The 20,503-nt window shown below is 63.4% G+C and carries 21 protein-coding genes and 1 pseudogene; 6 read left to right on the top strand and 16 right to left on the bottom strand.

Going from position 1 to position 20,503, the window contains the following annotated elements; translation table 11 throughout:
- Window positions 1-25: 25 nt before the first annotated feature.
- The 4 genes from pstB to pstS form a co-directional block, all read right to left on the bottom strand.
- Window positions 26-805 (bottom strand): phosphate ABC transporter ATP-binding protein PstB, encoded by a 780-nt coding sequence (pstB, locus tag SB659_RS09410; RefSeq protein WP_410550222.1) that lies wholly within the window; start codon window positions 803-805, stop codon window positions 26-28.
- Window positions 806-872: 67 nt separating this feature from the next.
- Complete coding sequence (gene pstA / locus SB659_RS09415; RefSeq protein ID WP_284977082.1) at window positions 873-1,976, bottom strand: phosphate ABC transporter permease PstA; 1,104 nt, start codon at window positions 1,974-1,976, stop codon at window positions 873-875.
- The gene (gene pstC, locus SB659_RS09420) at window positions 1,977-2,909 is read right to left on the bottom strand and encodes a phosphate ABC transporter permease subunit PstC (RefSeq protein ID WP_284977083.1); all 933 of its coding nucleotides are present in this window, start codon (window positions 2,907-2,909) and stop codon (window positions 1,977-1,979) included.
- Between the two features lie 130 nt (window positions 2,910-3,039).
- Window positions 3,040-4,158, bottom strand: a complete 1,119-nt coding sequence (pstS, locus tag SB659_RS09425; protein WP_284977084.1) for a phosphate ABC transporter substrate-binding protein PstS — start codon at window positions 4,156-4,158, stop codon at window positions 3,040-3,042.
- A 284-nt stretch (window positions 4,159-4,442) separates the two neighbouring features.
- Here pstS and SB659_RS09430 point away from each other — a divergent pair, with 284 nt between their 5' ends.
- The 4 genes from SB659_RS09430 to disA all read left to right on the top strand — a co-directional run bounded on the left by SB659_RS09430 (window position 4,443) and on the right by disA (window position 9,068).
- Window positions 4,443-5,570 (top strand): FUSC family protein, encoded by a 1,128-nt coding sequence (locus SB659_RS09430; RefSeq protein ID WP_284977085.1) that lies wholly within the window; start codon window positions 4,443-4,445, stop codon window positions 5,568-5,570.
- A gap of 95 nt (window positions 5,571-5,665) precedes the next feature.
- On the top strand, window positions 5,666-6,367 hold the full coding sequence (locus SB659_RS09435; RefSeq protein ID WP_410550223.1) for a phosphatase PAP2 family protein: 702 nt from the start codon (window positions 5,666-5,668) through the stop codon (window positions 6,365-6,367).
- 32 nt (window positions 6,368-6,399) lie between these two features.
- Window positions 6,400-7,773, top strand: a complete 1,374-nt coding sequence (gene radA, locus SB659_RS09440; protein WP_284979416.1) for a DNA repair protein RadA — start codon at window positions 6,400-6,402, stop codon at window positions 7,771-7,773.
- Between the two features lie 218 nt (window positions 7,774-7,991).
- Window positions 7,992-9,068 (top strand): DNA integrity scanning diadenylate cyclase DisA, encoded by a 1,077-nt coding sequence (gene disA, locus SB659_RS09445; RefSeq protein WP_284979417.1) that lies wholly within the window; start codon window positions 7,992-7,994, stop codon window positions 9,066-9,068.
- A 51-nt stretch (window positions 9,069-9,119) separates the two neighbouring features.
- Here disA and SB659_RS09450 read toward each other — a convergent pair whose 3' ends face one another.
- Window positions 9,120-9,827 (bottom strand): hypothetical protein, encoded by a 708-nt coding sequence (locus SB659_RS09450; RefSeq protein WP_410550224.1) that lies wholly within the window; start codon window positions 9,825-9,827, stop codon window positions 9,120-9,122.
- A 105-nt stretch (window positions 9,828-9,932) separates the two neighbouring features.
- Between SB659_RS09450 and SB659_RS09455 the strand changes: the two genes are divergently transcribed.
- Entirely contained in the window at window positions 9,933-10,895 is a 963-nt protein-coding gene (locus SB659_RS09455) for an A/G-specific adenine glycosylase (protein WP_410550225.1), read from the top strand.
- Between the two features lie 29 nt (window positions 10,896-10,924).
- Here SB659_RS09455 and SB659_RS09460 read toward each other — a convergent pair whose 3' ends face one another.
- Both SB659_RS09460 and SB659_RS09465 read right to left on the bottom strand, forming a co-directional pair.
- Window positions 10,925-11,458, bottom strand: coding sequence for a DUF2127 domain-containing protein (locus tag SB659_RS09460; protein ID WP_410550226.1), 534 nt, complete (start codon window positions 11,456-11,458; stop codon window positions 10,925-10,927).
- Window positions 11,459-11,530: 72 nt separating this feature from the next.
- Window positions 11,531-12,319 (bottom strand): helix-turn-helix domain-containing protein, encoded by a 789-nt coding sequence (locus tag SB659_RS09465; protein WP_410550227.1) that lies wholly within the window; start codon window positions 12,317-12,319, stop codon window positions 11,531-11,533.
- 82 nt (window positions 12,320-12,401) lie between these two features.
- On the opposite strand from SB659_RS09465, the gene SB659_RS09470 reads away from it, so the two are divergent.
- A complete protein-coding gene (locus SB659_RS09470) occupies window positions 12,402-12,917 on the top strand; it encodes a VOC family protein (RefSeq protein WP_410550228.1) in 516 nt (171 codons plus the stop codon).
- 24 nt (window positions 12,918-12,941) lie between these two features.
- On the opposite strand, the gene SB659_RS09475 is transcribed toward SB659_RS09470, so the two are convergent.
- The 9 genes and pseudogenes from SB659_RS09475 to SB659_RS09515 form a co-directional block, all read right to left on the bottom strand.
- Window positions 12,942-13,301 (bottom strand): VOC family protein, encoded by a 360-nt coding sequence (locus SB659_RS09475; RefSeq protein WP_284979423.1) that lies wholly within the window; start codon window positions 13,299-13,301, stop codon window positions 12,942-12,944.
- A gap of 2 nt (window positions 13,302-13,303) precedes the next feature.
- On the bottom strand, window positions 13,304-13,564 hold the full coding sequence (locus SB659_RS09480) for a DUF4235 domain-containing protein (RefSeq protein WP_284977095.1): 261 nt from the start codon (window positions 13,562-13,564) through the stop codon (window positions 13,304-13,306).
- A gap of 96 nt (window positions 13,565-13,660) precedes the next feature.
- Window positions 13,661-13,837, bottom strand: a complete 177-nt coding sequence (locus SB659_RS09485) for a CsbD family protein (RefSeq protein ID WP_284977096.1) — start codon at window positions 13,835-13,837, stop codon at window positions 13,661-13,663.
- A gap of 89 nt (window positions 13,838-13,926) precedes the next feature.
- A complete protein-coding gene (gene dhaM / locus SB659_RS09490; RefSeq protein WP_410550229.1) occupies window positions 13,927-14,637 on the bottom strand; it encodes a dihydroxyacetone kinase phosphoryl donor subunit DhaM in 711 nt (236 codons plus the stop codon).
- Window positions 14,634-15,290, bottom strand: coding sequence for a dihydroxyacetone kinase subunit DhaL (gene dhaL, locus SB659_RS09495; protein ID WP_410550230.1), 657 nt, complete (start codon window positions 15,288-15,290; stop codon window positions 14,634-14,636). The genes dhaM and dhaL overlap by 4 nt, the downstream gene beginning before the upstream one ends.
- Window positions 15,291-15,292: 2 nt before the next feature.
- Window positions 15,293-16,294 (bottom strand): dihydroxyacetone kinase subunit DhaK, encoded by a 1,002-nt coding sequence (gene dhaK, locus SB659_RS09500; protein WP_284979426.1) that lies wholly within the window; start codon window positions 16,292-16,294, stop codon window positions 15,293-15,295.
- A gap of 118 nt (window positions 16,295-16,412) precedes the next feature.
- Complete coding sequence (locus SB659_RS09505) at window positions 16,413-16,922, bottom strand: amino-acid N-acetyltransferase (protein ID WP_284979427.1); 510 nt, start codon at window positions 16,920-16,922, stop codon at window positions 16,413-16,415.
- Window positions 16,923-16,973: 51 nt separating this feature from the next.
- A pseudogene (locus tag SB659_RS09510) lies at window positions 16,974-19,117 on the bottom strand (alpha/beta fold hydrolase).
- A gap of 97 nt (window positions 19,118-19,214) precedes the next feature.
- Entirely contained in the window at window positions 19,215-20,432 is a 1,218-nt protein-coding gene (locus SB659_RS09515; RefSeq protein ID WP_410550231.1) for a glycosyltransferase, read from the bottom strand.
- Window positions 20,433-20,503: the final 71 nt, after the last annotated feature.

The raw sequence follows: 20,503 nt of genomic DNA on the forward strand, positions 1-20,503 counted from the left end.
CGGTCAATACGACGACGGCGGGTCCCTATCCGAAGCGGCCGGAGACGTAGTCCTCGGTAGCTTTCTGGCTGGGGTTGTTGAAGATGCTTGTGGTGTCCGCGAACTCGATCAACTTGCCGGGCTTTCCCGTTCCGGCGATGTTGAAGAAGGCGGTCTTGTCAGAAACGCGGGCAGCCTGCTGCATGTTGTGCGTCACGATCACCACGGTGTACTGGTCCTTGAGCTCGTTGATGAGGTCCTCAACGGCCAGGGTGGAAATCGGGTCGAGCGCGGAGCAGGGCTCATCCATGAGGATCACCTGGGGTTCGACCGCGATGGCACGGGCAATGCAGAGACGCTGCTGCTGCCCACCGGAGAGGCCCGAACCGGGTTTATCCAGGCGGTCCTTCACCTCGTTCCACAAGTTGGCTCCAACCAAGGACTTCTCCACCAAAGCGTCAGCGGCACCCTTGGAGATCTTCTTGTTGTTCAGCTTCACGCCGGCCAGCACGTTATCCCGGATGGACATGGTGGGGAACGGGTTGGGCCGCTGGAAAACCATGCCCACTTGGGTGCGTACCGTGACGGGGTCCACGCCGGGACCGTAAAGGTTGTCCCCGTCCAACAGGACCTCACCCTCCACCCGCGCGCCCGGGAGGACCTCGTGCATGCGGTTCAAGGTGCGGAGGAAGGTGGACTTGCCACAACCGGAGGGTCCGATGAAGGCCGTTACTGACTTGGCCTCAATGTGGATGTTGACGTCCTCTACGGCCAAGAAGTTGCCGTAGTAGACATTCAAGTCTTTGACGTCGATGCGCTTGGACATGGTGTTCCTTTGTTCCTCAGGGTTGGAAGTTTATCGGAGGGCCGGCAATCAGGCGATAGCCCGCTACCTACCGGCCCGTCTTCGGTGCAAACAGACGGGCTATGAGGCGCGCTCCGAGGTTCAGGAGCATCACCAGGATGATCAGCACCAGCGCGGCACCCCAAGCCCTTTGGTCCGAGGGCTCCGGGTTGGAGGGCGACGTCGGGTTCAGGATCTGCGTGTAGATGAACGTTGGCAATGATGCCATCCATCCGCCGAACACGTTGTTATTGATGGTTGTGGCGAACCCCGCGGTCACCAGGATGGGTGCGGTCTCGCCGATGACCCTGGCGATTGCCAAGGTGACGCCGGACGCGATGCCGGAGATCGCCGTCGGAATAACCACCTTGGTGATGGTGCGCCATTTGCGCACGCCTAATGCGTAGGAGGCCTCGCGGAGCTCGTTAGGGACGATCTTGAGCATTTCCTCGCTGGACCGAACCACTACAGGGATCATCAGCACGGAAAGCGCGACGGCGGCGACGGCGCCGGTCTTGGTGCCGGGGCCAACAACGGCGAAGAAGAACGCTGCGGCGAAGAGGCCGGCCACGATGGACGGGATGCCGGTCATGACGTCCACGAAGAAGGTGATGGCGCGTGCCAACCGACGGTCGTTGCCGTATTCCACAAGGTAGATAGAGGTGAGCAGGCCTACGGGAACGGAGATGACAGTTGCCAGGAGGGTGATCTCAAGGGTGCCAAGCAGGGCGTGGTAGACGCCGCCGATGACTTTGCCCCCACCGTCCATTGCTTTGTTGTCGAACGCGCCGGTAACGCCATTCATCGACGTCGTGAGAAAGCCGGGCGCGGTGAGCCCGGGAATGCCGTTGACCAGCACCGTCCAGATCACCGAGATCAGGGGTAGGAGCGCAATCAGGAAAGCCCCAACAACGAGGCAGGTGGCGAGCTTGTCCTTGGCTTTGCGGGCACCTTCAACGGCGCCGCTCCAGGAAACGAGGCCGACGGTGAACAAGATGGCGGACACAAGGCCCCAACCGAAAGCGTTGAACCCGATGAGCGCCAGGATCGCGGCGCCAACCACCAAAGCGATGACCAGGACAACATATGGCGCGAACTTGGGCAGTTGGCCTTTGGTGAGCGCAGAGCGCTTGCGGACTACTGTGGCGGTCATTTAGTTGGCTCCCGAGAATTCTTTGTGCCTGGTGATAATCCACCGGGCAATCATGTTCACGCCCAGTGTGATGACGAACAGCACCAAACCTGCGGCGATCAAGGTGTTGACCTTCAGGCCGCTGGCTTCGGGGAAGTTGAGGGCGATTTCCGCGGCAATCGTCTGGTTTCCGGACTGGATGAGGCTGGCAGTCAACACCCCGGAGGAAAGGACCAATGCAACCGCCATGGTCTCTCCCAACGCCCGGCCGAGGCCCAGCATGACGGCGCTGACAATGCCTGCGCGGCCAAACGGCAACACGGCCATGCGGATCATTTCCCAGCGGGTGGCACCAAGTGCGAGCGCCGCTTCCTCGTGCAGTTTTGGCGTCTGCAGGAAGATTTCGCGGGTGAGGGACGTGATGATGGGAAGGACCATGACCGACAGGACAATGCCCGCGGTGAGGATGGTCTTTCCGGTGGCCGACGCGGGGCCTTGGAAGAGGGGGATCCAGCCCAGGTTCTTCGCCAGCCAGTCATAGGCGGGTGAAATTTCCTTGGCCAGGAATGCGGCTCCCCATGCGCCGTAAACCACGGAGGGAATCGCGGCCAGCAGGTCCACCACGTAGCCCAGCCCGGAGGCGAGCCGACGCGGAGCGTAGTGCGAGATGAAGAGGGCCACGCCGATGGCAACGGGGGTGGCAATGACGAGGGCGATCACCGCGGCGATGAGTGTTCCCACCACGATGGGGCCGATGTAGGCGAAGAAGCCTTGGCCGCCTTGGATGCTCTCGGGGGGTGCCACGAGTGCCGGAATCGCCTGCACTACCAGGAATAACGCCACTCCGAAGAGAACCGCCAGAATCAGGCAACCTGCCGCCATGGCGGCCGTGGAGAAGACCTTGTCCCCAGTGCGTCCGGCACTTCGGGAGGTTGTCAGGGAGTTGGTGGTCACTTCGGAATCCTTCAGTCTCAGTGAACTGGTTTTTCATGGCCGAATCCCTGCCCCGCCCTGAGCGGTTCGCTCCGGGCGGGACAGGGAATCAGCAGTGTGCAACCGGGCTCGGAAAGCCCCGTCGGAAACCTTAGGACTTGACCTTGATGGTTTCGATAGCAGCCTTGGCCTTGTCCTGCAGCGTCTTGGAGAGCGGCGCGGACTTAGCGGCATCCGCGGCGGTCTTCTGTCCGTCGTCGGAAACCACGTAGGTTTCAAAAGCCTTCACCAGGTCGGCAACTGCCTGGGTCTGGTAGGTGGTGCAAACCACGTGGTACGAGACGAGCACTACCGGGTAGGCACCTGCAGCCGTGGTGGTGCGGTCCAGCTTGATGGCACCATCGTTGGTGGCGCGACCGGAGACGGGCTTGCCGGCTTCAACAGCCTTGGAAGCGGCGTCGGCGGAGATCTTCACGAAGTCCTGGCCAACCTTGATGGAAGCGATTCCCAGCTTGCCGGAAACGGCGGAGTTATCGGCGTACGTCACAGCACCCGGGGTGTCGGTGACGGTCTTCACGACGCCGGAGGTGCCCTTGGCGTTCTCGCCCTTCAGGGAAGCAGGCCAAACGCCGGCGGCCTTGTCGGTCCAGACCGAGGGAGCGGCAGCCGAGAGGTAGTCGGTGAAGTTGCTGGTGGTACCGGAGTCATCAGAGCGGTTCACCGGGGTGACCTTGAGGTCCGGGAGGGTGACGCCGGCGTTGAGCGCGGCAATCGCGGGATCGTTCCAGTTGGTGATCTGGCCGCGGAAGATTTTGGCCACCGTAACGGCGTCGAGCTTCAACTCCTTGACGTTCGGGATGTTGAAGGCCACTGCGATCGGGGAGATGTAAACGGGGATGTTGATGGCGCCGTCGGTACCGCACTTGGCCTTCGAGCTCGCGAGCTCGGCGTCGGTCAGGTAGGCGTCCGAACCGGCGAACTGCGCCGAACCGTCGATGATTGCCTTGCGGCCCGCGCCGGAGCCGTCCGGGGAGTACTGAACAGTGGCACCCGGGTTGGCGGTGGCAAAACCGGCCTTCCAAGCGTCCATTGCTGCGCCGGTGGAGGAAGCACCGATGCCGGTCAACGTGCCGGTAACCTTGGCGCCGGATGCCGACTGCGTGGCAGCGGAAGTGTTCGTTGCGTTGTCTGAACCGCAAGCAGTGAGCGCCAGAGCGCCAACTGCGATGACCGCGATTGCCGCGTTGCGGCCGAAGCGAGTTGCCTTCACTTGGATGTACCCCTTCCAGGGATTTCTCTGATGCGGGCCGAACGGAGATTTCGGCGTGCGCGAGCTGTGGGACCTTTTGTTCCTTTACTGAAGGTAAGGAGCGCAGGTAACGGGATTTGTGGAGAAAGGTGAACAGGAGGTGAACGACGGCGGACCATTGGGTTATGTGGTGAGTGGCACCTTGAAGAGGCGCGCAGGATTTCATCGTTGCAGGCACCGGTCCAATCGACTCGGGCCCGATCGACGGGCCCAAATAGGCTGCCGGGGCAAATAGACTGGAGCACATGGCTGCCCCGAAAGGACTCTCCGCAAGCAAGAGGTTCTTGAGCGCCCGCTTAAGGACCGGTCTGGTTCGAAGCCGGAAATCGTTGCTGCCTGCCATCCAGATGACCGCTTGCGCGGTGGGCGCCTACGCCTTCGCCGAATACGTGCTGGGACACCAGGGGCCCCTGTTCGCCGCCACCTCTTCGTTGATCGCCCTCGGTTTCTCCCGTGATCCGCGCCTTCGACGCGTCATGGAAGTCGGGATTGGTTGCACGCTGGGCATCGTGGTGGGCGACCTCCTGCTCCATTGGATTGGCGCCGGAATCTGGCAGGCCGCCGTCGTGCTTCTTTTTTCCATCCTCCTTGCCAGGTTCCTGGACAGCGGGGTCATTTTCACCACGCAGCTGGGCCTGCAATCGCTGCTGGTGGTGTTGTTGCCGGCGCCTGCGGGGGGCCCGTTCACGCGAAGTTTGGACGCGGTGGTCGGGGGCGTGTGCGCCCTTCTTGTCACCGTGTTGGTGCCAAAAGACCCGCGCCGGGAACCACGGAAAGACGTCGAGCAGATCCTCTACGAGCTCGCGGAGGTACTACGCGAGTGCGCCAAGGCGTTGATCAACTCCGATTCCACCGTTGCCTGGCATGCCTTGATCCGCGGGCGTAATTGTCAGCCATTGGTGGACAGGATGAGGCAAACGCTCCGGGCCTCGGGTGAAGTTGCCACCCTTGCCCCGGCCCATCGGAGGCACCGGGACGAGCTCGCCAGCTTGGAGCAGTCATTGGAATACATCGACCTTGCCCTCCGCAACAGCCGGGTGTTTGCCAGGCGGCTGACCAGTGCCATCAACCATGCGGCCTTATCGGATGAGGCGGTGGATAGTATCTCCGAAGTCCTGCAGGAGACCGCTGCGGCCATCGATGAGATGACCATAGGCCTGGCCGAGCAGAACGAAGGGACGCGTCGCGCCCATCTTCGCAGCGCCCGCAATGACCTGAGCATGGTGGCTTCGCGCCTGCATCCCAAGATGCTTGATGTCCAGCGGCTCGAGGGCGAGACCGTGGTGATGCTGTTCCGGCCACTTATGGTGGACCTGCTTGAGGCCAGCGGAATGGACCCGGACGAAGCCCGCGCGGTCTTGCCTCCTTTGTAGGGCAGCTCCGGCGCCCATAGAGGAAAGCGTTCATTGTCAGCTTGCTCCCAGCGTGCTCCAAGGTAAGACGCGTTGTAGTGGGGCAAGATAGACCAATGATCTCTGCGCTTTCTACCCGGTTCCGCGCCGCCCCGGCCCTCCGGCTGCCGCAGCGCCCCCTGTTCTTCTGGGCTGGCGCATTGCTGCTCCTCGGCGACGCCATCTTTTGGCTGATGTTTGCCTCCGTTCTCTCCGGGACCGGCCTGGCCACCTCTGATGTAGCCGTACACAGCTTCATGGTCGGTTCCCGAAACCCGGTGGCAACTGCGTTGTTGGCTGCCCTAAGCACGGTTACGTCGCCTCTGTGGATGACCGTCATCGGGGTGCTCATCGCCTTGATTTGGGCCGTCTGGAAGCGTGAACTGTGGCGCCCCGCGTTGCTCATTGGCTCCATGGTGGTGGCTGTGATCCTTTCAACGCTGATCAAGCATTATGTTGCCCGCTCCAGGCCGTCATCCGCCGATTTCCTCATGGGTCCCGATGACGCCCTCTCCTTTCCGTCCGGCCATACGCTCGGTGCCGGGATCTTTGCCTTGGTCCTCGCGTATCTCTTGGTGTCCCGTTCAGGGACCAGGGCTAAAGCGGTGCTGGCTTTCGCGGGCGCCTTGATTCTCACCCTCCTGGTTGCCTATAGCCGCTTGTACCTGGGCTATCACTGGCTCACGGACGTGGTCGCATCGATGGGAATCGCCCTTGGAGTGACTGGTATCGCTGTCTTCGTGGATGCGGCGCGCTACGGCAGATCGGCCGACCGCTAATACTGTCAGTCCCCGCGGCTACCCTTGGACCCATGGCTTCAAAGACCTCACGTGCTTCCAAGACACCCGCTTACAAGTGCGCCGAATGCGGCTGGACCGCCATCAAGTGGGTGGGCCGCTGCGGTGAATGCCAGGCATGGGGCACCGTTGAGGAGTACGGCGCCACAGTAGCGCGCACGACGCCGGCCGCCACAGTTTTGGAGCCAGCCCGCCGGATCGCTGAGGTGGATGGGACCACCGCGGCGTTCCTGCCCACGGGGGTGGACGAGCTCGACCGCGTTCTGGGCGGAGGCCTGGTACCTGGCGCCGTCATCCTGCTCGCCGGGGAACCCGGCGTCGGAAAATCCACGCTCCTGTTGGACGTCGCCGCCAAGTTCGCCCGCACCGGACAGGACGTCCTTTACATCACCGGCGAGGAGTCGGCGGCCCAAGTGAAGCTCCGGGCGGAACGGATCGACGCCGTCGCCCATACCCTCTATCTTTCGGCGGAAACCGATCTGGGGCAGGCACTCGGGCAAGTGGAAAAGCTCGAGCCGAAACTGCTGATCGTAGACTCCGTTCAGACGCTGAGCAGCGCGGACGTCGAAGGCAGTGCCGGCGGTGTTTCGCAAGTGCGTGAAGTGGCTGCCTCCATCATCTCCGCCGCCAAACGGCGCAACATGACCACGCTGCTGGTGGGCCACGTGACCAAGGACGGCGCCATCGCCGGGCCGCGGCTGTTGGAGCACCTCGTGGATGTGGTCTGCCAGTTCGAAGGAGAGCGCCACTCCAGGCTCCGGCTGCTCCGGGCAGTCAAGAACCGTTACGGAGCCACTGACGACGTCGGGTGTTTCGACCTGAACGAGGCCGGCATCGAGGGCCTCGCCGACCCAAGCGGCCTCTTCGTTTCGCGCACGCGCGAGCCTGTCTCGGGAACCTGCATCACTGTCACCATGGAGGGCAGGAGGCCCCTGCTGGCAGAGGTCCAGTCGTTGCTGGCAGAGAGCGCCAACGCCCAACCACGCCGGGCCACCAGTGGCTTGGAGAGCTCGCGGGTCGCCATGCTGTTGGCGGTCCTGCAGCAGCGGGCCGGCTGCATGCTGCACAAGGACGACTCCTATGTGGCAACAGTGGGCGGGGTGAAACTCAGCGAACCGGCCACGGATCTGGCAGTTGCACTGGCTGTTGCGTCGGCGAAAGCCAGGAAGGCTTTGCCGCAACGGCTGATCGCGTTCGGCGAGGTAGGCCTGGCCGGAGAGGTTCGCCCGGTCCCCGGGATCAACCAGCGGATCCAGGAGGCGCACCGGCTTGGGTTCACGCATGCGATCGTTCCTGCAAGTCCGGCCGGTGCCGGGGTTATCCCGGACGGCTTTTCCGTGCGCGAAGTGGGCCACTTGGCCGAGGCACTGGAACTGCTGATCAGTTAGCGGTCCGGAATGGGCCATGGGTTAACCGCATCGGCCAAGCATTTGGGGCGATCAGGAACATAACGATATGACCCACTTTCAGGCTTGCTGGTGCGGTTAACGGTGCTGCGAAGCCCTATCATTGTGCTAGTCGTCATCAGGGCATTTTCTTCACGTCCTTCAGATGCCGGATTCAGCTTGTTTGCGAGCCATGGCTTGCACCTTCGAAGGGAAACCCTATGGCCCGGAGCCCGGAAGAATCGCTCAAAGCGACTCTGGCCAGAGTCGCACCCGGAACTCCTTTGCGGGATGGCCTCGAACGCATCCTCCGTGGACGCACCGGCGCGCTGATTGTCTTGGGCGCTGACAGGACCATCGATTCCATCTGCTCCGGCGGGTTCGATATCGGCATCGACTTCTCGCCCACGCGGCTCCGTGAGTTGGCAAAGATGGACGGCGCCATCATTTGCGATAAGGATGCCAGCAACATCGTCCGCGCCGCCGTCCAGCTGGTACCGGACTCCAGTATCGAAACCCAGGAGTCCGGCACCCGGCATCGCACCGCCGAACGTGTTGCCATCCAGACCGGCGTCCCGGTGATTTCCGTCAGCCAGTCCATGCAGATCATCGCGCTGTACGTCAACGGGCTGCGCCACGTATTGGAGGGCTCCGAGAAAGTCCTCGCCCGGGCCAATCAGGCGCTTGCAACCCTGGAACGGTACAGCGCGAGGCTGGACCAAGTCACCAGTTCCCTCTCCGCCCTGGAGATCGAAGCTTTGGTTACCGTCAGGGATGTTGCGGTCACCCTGCAACGTCAAGAGATGGTGCGCCGCATCTCCGAGGAGATCGCCCAGTACGTCCTGGAGCTCGGTGAAGACGGGCGCCTGCTATCCCTGCAGGTCGACGAGCTCACTATGAGCCGTGGCCCCGGAAGTGATGTGATCATTCGGGACTATTCGGATCCTGATGCCAGCCCGGAGGACATCGAAAACTCCGTGCAGGCCCTCCTCAACCTTGGGCCTACAGAGCTGATAGATCTGAGCAGGATTGCCCACATCATCGGATTCGCCGGCGGTGTTGAGCAGTTGGACGCGGTGGTCCAACCTCGTGGCTACCGGCTCCTCTCGGGACTAAAGTCGGTGCCTAAAGCAGTCGCCGATCGCTTGGTGGACTACTTCGGCGGCCTCCAGAACCTCATGGCCGCCACCATCGATGACCTCATGACCGTGGACGGCATCGGCGATCAACGTGCAAGGACTGTCCGTGAGGGCTTGAGTCGCATGGCTGAGGCCAGCCTGCTGGACAGGTTCCTCTAGGTCGATTCCGCTTCCGCCAGGCAGGTCCGTCTGGCAGGCCCCGCCTCGCCGTCAGTTCAGCTGGAAGACGGCTTTGGGGCTGGTCTTGTTCCCGAGGTGCGCCTCGAACGTGTAGTAAGCCCCGCCGCCACCGGGCTTGGCGTTGACCACTCCGCAGCCCTCCACCGTGCGGTTGCGCTGCCAGGAGAAGTTCGCGGTCTCGCTCTTGCCGGGCTGGATGGTCTTGATCAGGTCCACCGCCCCGGTCTGGCAATCCTTCGAGGAGAAGATCCGGTCCGAGCCGCTCATCACCAAATACTCCATTTGGGACGTACCAACATTGACTTGGCACGGGGCCGCCCCGCCGTTGGTCACAGTCATGGTCAGCACCGGCTTCTCATCAGCTCCATAGGATCCCTTGTCCGTCTTTGCCGAGACGCTCATGAGGTTGAGGTCGCAGACAGGCGAGGCCGACGGACTTGGCGTCGGCGATGCAGAAGGTGAGATCACCGGCGTCGTTGTTGCGGATGCCGCCGGCGTGCTGACCGCCTGCGGAGAGGACTTGCTGGCGAGGGCACGGCTTACAGCCATCACCCCGGCCACGAGCAGCGCGAGAACCACCACCAATGCAATGAGCGCAACCAACCTCCGACGCCGGTACACCGCCGGGCTCGGGGGCCGGCGGTTAGTGGGAGTCCCTGCGGCAGACGAACCGCGGGCAGCACCCTTAGCCGACGCTGATGAGCGCGCGCTCGACTGCTGCTTACCCTGATTGACCATGACTCTAGGCTAGGCGTGGCTGCATCCAGGCACCTAACCTACACGCCGCATGGCCCCAATCGGCTGCAATGTCCTGCCGCACGCTTGGATTAGAGTGGACGCAGTATGACACTTCCAGACGCTATCCCCCACGCCGATCAGCTTCACAAGCTCCACGATGCGTTGAATCAGTGGTTCGCCGAGGCGGCTCGTGACCTCCCGTGGCGGGACCCCGGTTGCAGCGCGTGGGGCATCCTGGTCAGCGAGGTCATGCTCCAGCAAACCCCCGTGGTCCGGGTGCTCCCCGTCTGGCGGGAATGGATGGAACGGTGGCCCACACCAAGCCAGCTTGCCGAAGAACCTTCCGGGGCAGCTGTACGGCACTGGGGCCGGCTTGGATATCCCCGGCGGGCGCTGCGGTTGCACGCTGCCGCCGTCGCCATTCGCGATTTCCACAGCGGCGCAGTGCCGGACAACTACTCCGAGCTCTTGGGGCTGCCGGGCGTGGGAAGTTACACAGCCGCGGCGGTCGCTGCCTTTGCTTTTGGTCGCCGGGAAACAGTGGTGGACACCAATATCCGGCGTGTCCACGCGAGGCTCATTTCCGGGACTGCGCTTCCCGCCCCGGCGTTGACGGCCAGGGAAATGCGCCTCGCAGAGGCCCTCCTTCCGGACGAGCAGGCGCTGTCTGTGCGCTGGAACGCGTCCGTCATGGAGCTAGGGGCGATGGTCTGCACGGCCCGCAGTCCCAAGTGCGCCGACTGCCCCGTTCGCGCCGGCTGCGCCTGGGTGGCAGCGGGCGAGCCGCCGCCGTCGTACACGCCCAAGGGCCAGTCCTGGCACGGCACGGACCGCCAAGTGCGCGGCGCCGTGATGGCTGTGCTGCGCGAAGCTGCAGCACCGGTCCCGCTTGCGATGTTCGAGCAGGCACCTGCGGACCTCGGGTTCGCACCCAGCGGCGTCGGGATTCCGCTCGCTGCGCTGCACCGGCTCAACACCGCCCCGGAGCAGCTTGAACGCGCGCTGGACGGGTTGCTAAGCGACGGTTTGGCGGAGATGCACGACGACGGGCTGCGGCTCCCGGTGTAGCTTCAACTGCCGGGGCGTAGCGGCAACTGTTAAGCGTTCACTCTTCGGATCCGTTGAAGGCGGTACTCGCGCCAGGTGATCCACACGATGAAGATGTCGAAGGCGGTCAGGAGCACCATTCCCCAAGAGAAAGCGACGAGGATCCGGTAGGTCTGGTAGGCGATGAAGACCAGCAGGAAAGCGATCATCCACGGATAAGCCCAGAGCTTCTCCTTCAAGACAGCCCACACCAGGACGATCTTCACCAATCCGTGAAGGAGAAGGTAGATCGCCCCGAAAAGGGATGCCGACGCCGAAAGGCTGGAAGTCATATGAAGCAGGCTGTTGGCCACAACATCATTGGGGTCCTTGGCCAACTCGTGCTGGGTGAGAAACCGGACCAGGTCCCCTATCTGGCGCGGCGTGACCAGTAGCAGCAGGACGCCGCCGACCAGCTCTAGAACACCGTCCAAGCCCTTCAGGATAAGGCTGACCCTGAACGTCCTATCAAGAAGTGCCGACTCTGCGGGCACCGCTGATGAGGCTGAAGCTCCCTGCCCGGATCGCTCTCCACTTGTAAGCATGCTTACTATATTACGCACCTATGCCCCGTAGCCGTCCTGCTTGTTTGCCCGGACGTGGCGTGCGGTTCCCTACTACGTTTGGCCAGCGGAACGCCGGTACCCACTGGGCGTAAAGCCCAGATACTTGCGGAAATCATTGGTGAGGTGCGCGTGGTCTGCGTAGCCGAGCTCGACGGCGATTGCGGCCAGGTCCGCCGTCGGATTGGACCGGGCACGCTCGGCCGCATCCTGTAGCCTGCGACGCCTGATCAGGGCGGAAGGACTCAAACCGACGTACTTCTTGGCCACCCGTTGGAGGGTCCGGGGAGACACCGCCAAGCGGGATGCGACATCCTCCATCAGGACCAGCTCCGGTTCTGCGGCTATGAGGTCCACCATCCGGTTGGCCAGAAGTGCCTCTTCGGACGCAACGTGGCCACCGGAGCCCAGCCACTGCACGAAGGCGCCTACTGCCCGCTCGTGGCGGCCACCGACGTCGCACGAGTTCATTGCAGCGGCCACCGCCCGGTGGAGGTCCTCAGCGGCCAGCTCTGTCTCTGAGTCCCGCAAGCTGGCTGGATCATGGCCCAGGAGGGGCAAAGCTGCGGGGCGCAGTAGTGCGCCAACCGCCCAACCACTCCCGCTCAGGTCCCGGTACGCGGCGCGGGTGGTGGGCCCCGATAAAATAACACCCTCGCGTTCCACCACCACGTTGCACGCCGGGTACGCGATGAGGTGTTGGCGGGACGTCCTCCCCGGTTCGATGTCCCATTCCGGAATCCAGAACCACTGCACCAGGTCCGCAACCGGGGTCGGTGCAGGAAAACGATTAAAAGTCGGAAGCCGCGCCGGATACAGGATTCCCTTGGTGGATCCCTCCATCACATCCCCCGTCCGAGGACAGTCTTGAAGCTGTCGCGAATCTCCAAGCGCTGGATACCGGGCAGCACCTAGCGTGGTTCTCATGACAGATACTACAAGCACCCAGACAACAACAACCGGCGCCAACGGTGAGCACACCACCAACGGGATTCCCAACGGCCTGACCAGCCTCACACCGTTCCTTGCCGTACCCAATGCGAAGGAAGCCATCGCCTTCTACAGCGAAGTCTTCGGTGCCCGGGTTGTAGGCGCCACGGAAATGGGCGGAGTGGTGGTCCACGCCGAGCTTGACTTCGGAAACGGCCACCTTCAACTCGGCGAACCCAACCCCGCTTACCACCTCGTCCCAGCTCCTGACGGAGAAGACGACTGCTACTCCCTGGGCTTCTACTGCCCCGATGCGGACAGTTTGGTGCGAAAGGCGGAGCAAGCAGGCGCTACCATCCGGGAACCCTTGACCACGTTTGTCTCCGGAGACCGTTACGCAAGCATCCGGGATCCGTTCGGCGTCCGCTGGTCCGTCATGACTCGCGTCGAGGACCTCTCAGAAGAGGAAAGCAACCGCCGTGTCGAGGAATGGGCCGCCCAGCAGGGCTAGGCCCCAGTCAGGAGGCAGGCCCCGTCAGGACGCGCAGAGGCAGAACGGGTGCCCTGCCGGGTCCAGGAACACCCTGAACGTTTCGCCGGGCTGGTGGTCGGCCTTGGTCGCTCCCAAGGACAGGACAACCTCTTCGCCCTTGTCCAGATCCTCCACGGATACATCCAAATGCATCTGCTGCGGGATGGTCTGGCCGGGCCACACAGGCGCCTGGTAAACGTCCACCTGCTGGAAGGAGATGCAATTACTGCCGTCACTGGGGCGGATATCCAACCAGTCCCCTTCGCCGGTGACTTCCCAGCCCAGCAATTCGCCATAGAAGGCTGCCAGTGCGGGCGCATCCGGGCAGTCGATGACCGTGCTTGGGTTCTTTGCAATCGCCATGGCTAAACCTCGTCTGCCGTCTTCTTCATGTGGGCCAGTGCGCTCTTGGTGCCTCGCTGGGTCAGGACGTGGACCACTGCGCCCACGGCCGCGGACACAATAGCGAATACCAGGACGCCGGGAAGGGAGTCGTCAAGATCGGTCCCGTCCTTGGGGGCAGGCTTTCCCGTCTTCTTCTGCCAGAGACCCTCAAGCGTCTTGTTTGCGATCGCTCCGGCCCCAAGGCTGACCGCAATGCCGAACAGTTTCACCAATACATTCACGCTGAATCCTTCGTTGGAAATCCCACGCATGGCTCCTGCAAACCATGCCTAAAACACGACAGGGCCGCTGCAACCGCAGCGGCCCTGTCAACATTCCTAGTCCTTCTTGAAGGCGTCTTTTACCTTTTCGCCAGCGCCCTTGAGGTCGCTCTTGACCTGGTCGCCTTTGCCCTCGGCTTCGAGGCCCTTGTCGTCCGTCAGCTTGCCAGCGGCTTCCTTGGCCTTACCACCGAGCTTCTCGCCAGCGTTCTGCATCTTGTCGTCAGCACCCATGTCGCACCTCTTTCGTCGTAGGAACCTTGTACCTCTACAAGATCACTTATCAGGATACTTAGCAACGTTTGGACTGGAAACCCCCAAAATTACAGCTCACCGAAGCCGTCAGCAACCAGCTGTTCGACGTACCCCACAGCCTTTAACGCATCCTTTCCCCGCGCCTCAACATGCAGCGAAGAGCCTTTGCCGACGCCGAGGGACATGAGGGACATGACGGACACGCCGTCCACTCCATTGACCGTTACGACCGCATCCAGGCCAGCCAAACCGCCGGCAATTTTCGCGGCCGGCCTGGCGTGCATACCAAGGGGGTTGATGAGCATGAAATCACCGCTCGCGTCAGGTTCGTCGACGCCGGGCTTGTCGATGCCTGGCTCATCCGCCGAGCCCGGCCGCGGCACCGACCCATGGGAGCCAAAACCGGTCGCCTCCGCAGCCTGGCGGACCTCCTCGGCACCGGCTCCTCCCTGGGCAGCGACGGCGGCAGCCACGAGTCCCTCCACCAAGGGCGCGTCGGCAAGGCGTACCGCGTCAGGGTCGCTGGCGAACTCCGCGGCAGACTCCGCCGTCATCACCGCGGAACCCAGATCGGTCATCACCACCACGCCGTCCCCGCCGGAATCAACCAGTGACTGCTCGACGGCGGCCAGCACCTTCTCCAAGCTGGTTCCGATGCGGTCATCGTCGGTGCCCCCGGCGGCGACGAGGCCGACGTCGGGCGCCATCTGGGCAGCCAGTTCCACCGCGCCCTCAGCGATCTTGCTGCTGTGTGAGACAACCACGATGCCTACGGTCATTCGGGGCCCGTCCCCGCGCTGCCGGGCGAGCTCGCTGCGTCCACGGCCGCCCGCAGAATCAGCGCACTGGAGGCTGCCCCAGGGTCACGATGCCCGGCGCTCCGCTCACCCAAGTAACTGGCCCGGCCCTTACGCGCCACCAGGGGATCGGTCGCCGTGGCGCCAGCCTCCGCGGCTTGGGCTGCTGCTTCCAGGACGTCCAGGGGACCTCCGGTAGCGGCGGCATCGCGAGCCGCATCGACGGCTGGTGTCCATGCATCAATCATGGTCTTGTCGCCCGGTTCCGCCTTGCCGCGGGCCACTACGCCGTCGCGTGCGGCGGCAAGTGCCTCGGCCATCGCCCCGGCATCAACGTCCGTGAGATCCCCCAGCGAGGTAGCTGCCCGGAGGTACGCGGTGCCGTACAAAGGTCCGGCTGCGCCACCCACTTTTGACATCAGGGTCATCGCAGCAACCTTCAGGGCGGCACCGGGGGTCTCCGGCGGGGCTTCTTCGAGCTTCTGCACCACAGCTTGGAAACCGCGGTCCATGTTCTCGCCGTGGTCCGAGTCCCCGATGGCGCGGTCCATCTCAATCAGTTCCACACGGTGTTCAGCCATGGCTTTCGCCGAAAGCTTCAACCAGTCAACAGCCCATTCGACACCGAGCCCCATGTTTATGCGCCCCAACGCAGCGCGGCGGTGTGCACCGGAGCGTCCCAGAGCCTTGTCATCTCGTCATCGAGGCGCAACACGGAGACCGAGCATCCCTGCATCTCGAGGGAGGTGACGTAATTCCCCACCAGCGAGCGCTCCACAGTGGCCCCGCGCTCAGCGAGGACCTGCGCCGCGCGCCGATACACGATGTATAGCTCGCTCTGCGGCGTTCCACCCATCCCGTTGACGAACAGGAGTACTTTGTCCCCCGAGGAGAGGCCGAGGTCCTCCAGGACCGGTTCCAGCAGGCGGTCGGTGATAGCGTCCGCGCTTTCCATGGCGATGCGGTGCCGTCCCGGTTCCCCATGGATGCCGATTCCAATTTCGATTTCGTCGTCAGCGAGTTCAAAGCTGGGTGTGCCGGCGTGTGGAACGGTGCAGCCGGACAGCGCCACACCCATTGTCCGCACGTTGGCCACCACACGCTCAGCGATCGCTGTGACGGCGTCCAGGTCATCGCCGCGTTGGGCGGAGGCACCCGCGATCTTCTCCACCAGTACAGTTCCGCCCACCCCACGGCGTCCTGCCGTGTACAGCGAATCCTCCACCGCGACGTCGTCGTTGACCAGCACGGAACGGACACGCACGCCTTCTGCTTGTGCCATCTCGGCTGCCGTTTCGAAGTTCAGGACGTCACCGGTGTAGTTCTTCACGATATGCACGACGCCGGCGCCGGCGTCCACTGCGACGGTGGCTGGAATGATCTGGTCCGGGGTAGGTGAGGTGAAGACTGCGCCGGGCACAGCGGCGTCGAGCATTCCGAGGCCAACGAACCCGGCGTGCAGGGGTTCGTGCCCACTGCCTCCACCGGACACCAGGGCAACTTTGCCCGCTACCGGCGCAGCCTTTCGGACAACGAATTTGGGATCAGCGTGGACGGTGACGATGTCGGCGTGTGCCATCCCGAAACCTTCGACGGACTCGTCCACCACTGCGCGGGGATCATTGATGAGCTTTTTCATGTGATGCTCCTGGGCATGCTGCGGCTAGTGCTCTGACCCTACTACTGGCAGTGGGGGCCACGGTAGGCCTGAGCGCATCGAAGAACGACGCCGGAGATATAACCGACAGGGCCTGAAGCTAGAGCTCCCTGATCATCCGGGTATTGCCTAAGGTGTTCGGCTTCACGCGGGCCAAGTCCAGGAACTCCGCCACGCCTTCATCGTGCGAGCGCAGCAGTTCTGAGTACACTTGGGGATCCACCGCGGACTGGTCCGCCATGACCTCGAAGCCGTGGCGCTTGAAGAAATCGACCTCGAACGTCAGGCAGAAAACCCGGCTTACTCCGATCGCTTTGGCCGCGGCCAGCAGGTCCTCCACCAGGACGTGCCCCACACCCCTTCCGCGCCAGGAATCAGCTGCTGCCAAGGTCCGGATTTCGGCAAGGTCCTCCCACATGACGTGAAGCGCCCCGCAGCCAATGACTTCGCCTTCGGACGATTCGGCGATTCGGAACTCCTGGAGGCTCTCGTAGTAAGCCACGGTTTCCTTGGCCATCAGAATCCGCTGTTCGGCGAGGGGAGCCACGAGCCTCTTGATGGCCGCCACGTCGCTGGTGCGGGCAGGGCGGAGGCTGAAGGTCGGATTCACAACCCCATACTAGCGACGCTGATGCTACCGCCCGGCCTCCACCTCTTGGTGTTACAAGCCCAGTTCCTCTGGCAGGGGCACATCCTCACCCAGCACCTGCTTGGCCAAAAAGTGCTCGACGACGCCGTACCAGACTTTGGCATGTTGCGGCTGCAGCACCCAGTGATTCTCATCCGGGAAGTACAGGAAACGGTGCGGGCCCTGCCCGTTCTCGTCAGCAGGCAGTTGCGAGGAGGACAGGAGCTCATACCAAAGCCGAAGACCTTCCCCGATGGGTACCCGGTAGTCCTTGTCACCATGGATCACGAGCATGGGCGTTTTGATGTTGGCCACGTTCAGGTGCGGCGAGTTCTCCAGTGCCATGTCCGTGGTCATTTCCTTGAGCCAATACTGGGCATCGTCCGTTGTGGGACCAAATTGGTCAAGGGCCCACAGGCTGGCGTGGGTGACGATCGCCTTGAACCGATCGGTTTGTCCGGCCACCCAGTTGGCCATGTAACCACCGAATGACCCGCCCATCGCGGCAGTCCGGGTTTCGTCGACGTCGGCCCGCGCCACCACAGCGTCGGTGATCGCCATGAGGTCGGTAAACGGCTTCTTGCCCCACTCCCCCACCCTCGCTGGATGAAGTCCTGGCCGTACCCTGTGGAGAGGGCAGGATCGGGTAGCAGTACCGCGTACCCCTTGGCCACAAGGAGCCACGGGTTCCAACGCCACGTCCACGCATTCCAAGACCCCAACGGCCCGCCATGGATCCACAGCAGGAGGGGTGCCGGCTTCTCCGCGGAGGCCCCTTCGGGAAGGGCAAGGTATGCGGGCACGCGGGAACCGTCCTCGGCCGTGGTTTCCACACGCTCGAGCTTGCCTGGGTACGCGGGGCGCTCCACGGGCCCCTGCAAACGGGAGACCGCACCGCTGGCGAGGTCGATCCGAACCGCCTCCGGGGGGAACTCGTACGAGCTGCGCAGCGCATAGGCCGTCGTTCCGTCGGGCGAAATCAGGACGTTGGAATACGCTGCAGCGTCGTCCGTTATCCGCGTTACCCCGCCGTCGGTGACGTCTACCCGGAAAACCGGCGACGCGCCGTCGTCGTCCGCGGTGGCCAGGATGGCACTGCCGTCCGGGAGCCATGCGAGCGCGCTGGGCCAGCGGTCCCATTGGTGTGCCAGCGGGGCCAAGACCGCGCTGTCGTTTCCGCTGTCGGCCCCTGCCGCCTCACCGCCCGAGACTTGGAGCAAGTGCAGCTTCACCTGCGGCGCCTGGGTTGGCGTCGTGTCACTTTCGCTCTCCACCACCAGCCACTGGTTGTCCGGACTGACGGGCCCGGGGAAGTAATTCATGCCCTCGTGGTCAAGGAGCACCTTAACTGCGCCGCTAGCGACGTCGACGGCGGCCAGCACCTGCCGGCTGTCCGCCTTGGCGAGCGGTTTTGCCATGCTCGTGTAGATGGTCCTGCCATCGGGGCTCACAACGGCCTTTGCCTCGCGTAAGGAACCCCCGACGCCGGGTGTCAGGTTGCGGAGCCGGAGCGGCGCGGTGCTGTCCACGGTGGACGGCTTGCCCGACTCCCTCTCTTCGCCGTCTTCAACAGCGAAGAGCCGCGGCTCGGCGGGGCCCAGGTCGGCGTCCCAAAAGCGCACCGGGTATCCGGTGTGCAGGATGGCAGAGACTTTGTGATCCTTGCGGATTTTGCGGCGTTCCTCGTCGTTTTCTTCATCGGTTGATCCGGCGAGCACCGGGGCGATGACGAAGATGGTGTCGGCGGCTCTGGCGGCCAGGACGGAACTGATGCCGCCGGACCGGGAGTGAACCACCCGTGCTTCTCCACCGTCGAAGGGCAAGAGCCACAATCCGTTCACGGGGTCGGCTTGGCGGTTTTCGGGATCGGGGCCTTCGGGATCGGCGCGGGAGGACGTGAAGTAGAGGTCCCCGGTTGATGCGAAGACCGCGCCTGCCTCGCCCTTGGAACTGCGGGTGATCCGTCGTGCCCGGTTTTTGCCGGAAGGGTCCACCTCCCACAGCGCGGTGGAAAACTCGGTTCCTTTGCCATTCAGGGTGGTCACCGTGGTAACCAGGCGCTTGCCGTCCGGACTGAGTGTCAGGCCGCTGACCCTTGGGATGGACAGGTAGTAGTCCATGTCGTGGAAAGGCGTTTCGGGGATGCGGTCCGCGGCAGGGTTATCAGCAGGTTCCATGCTCAGATTCAACACTCATTGTGGCTTCAATCACAGCGCGGTTCACTCAGAGTGAAACAGTACTTTCAGATATTCCACTTCACGTGGGCTGCGCTTGCTACTTGGATGGGAGGCTGCGGAGGGCTTTGAGCACAGCGACGGTACCGTCTTCTGCCGCGATCCTTTTTGCAAGTTGCCTGGCTTCAGCGGTGTACGACGGCGTGGTGACGGCCCGGTTGATAGCCTCACCAAGGCGCTCCGGAGTGAGCTTTTTATAGGGAATCGGTGCCGGGCCAGCACCCAGATCCGCAACCCTGGAGGCCCACAGCGGCTGATCCGTGTAGACCGGGACGCCCACAGTTGCCACCCCCGAACGCAAGCCGGCCGCCGTCGTTCCGGCTCCTGCGTGATGAATCACGGCTGCCATGCGCGGGAAAAGCCAATCGTGCGGGACATGTCCGACGCCGATCGCGTCGTCACCCAGCACCTCATCCACACCCTGCACCACTGCCCTCACGCCCGCCCGACGGGTGGCCTCGAGGATAAAACCGGGATCCATGTCCGCGCTGCTTCCAAAGCCGACGAAGACCGGGGGCGGGCCGTCGGCAAGGAAGTCGACCAGATTCGGGGACGGGCGCCAGCGGTGGTCCGTGGCGGGCCACCAGTAGCCGGCCATGACCAAGCCCGGGTGCCAATCCGCTGGGCGCGGCAGGACGGTGGGGCTGATGCCATAGAGGATCGTGGCCCGGGCGTTCCTGCGGCGGCGCTCGGCAGCCGCTCGGCTTTGTTTCTTGAGGCCCAAGGTTTTACGCATGCGTGCACTGGGCGCGTCGTAAGGTGCGGGGCCCGCAGCGGCGCGTTCACCGATGATCTTGTTGCCTGCCGCGCCCAAACTCCTGCCCAAGCCCATAAGCACGGGCGGGTAAGCAGTGCTTGGTTCCGTGGGCTGCAAGTGGGCGCCGAGGACCGGAATTCCGAAGGCCTCAGCAATGTCGTAAGCATAGGGCGACACCGAATTGGCCATGATAACGTCAGCGCCCGCCTCCACGGCGGCCAGCGTCCCCCTCGCCGCGTGGTCCATGTAGTCGCCGAGCTTGCGCCAGAAAGTCAGCAAGTCCGTTGGGGATTCTTTTGCCCCGGGGCTTGGGTGCCTGATCAGTTCAGCCAAGTCACCAGGCAACGGCCTGAACTCACATCCGGACTGAAGAACCAGGCTTGCGTACGGCGGGTTAGCGGCAATGGCCACCTCATAGCCCGAGGCCTCGAGGCGGCTTCCCAGGCCGGCCATCGGCGCAACGTCACCCCGTGTCCCCGGCGCAACCATGAGCACCCGCATTGACCCTCACTTCGATAGTGGATTAGAACCCCCAACGCGAACGCCCCGCCCATTCCTCGCGGAATAGACGG

This window comes from Arthrobacter sp. SIMBA_036 (genome assembly GCF_046535135.1).
GTDB lineage: Bacteria > Actinomycetota > Actinomycetes > Actinomycetales > Micrococcaceae > Arthrobacter.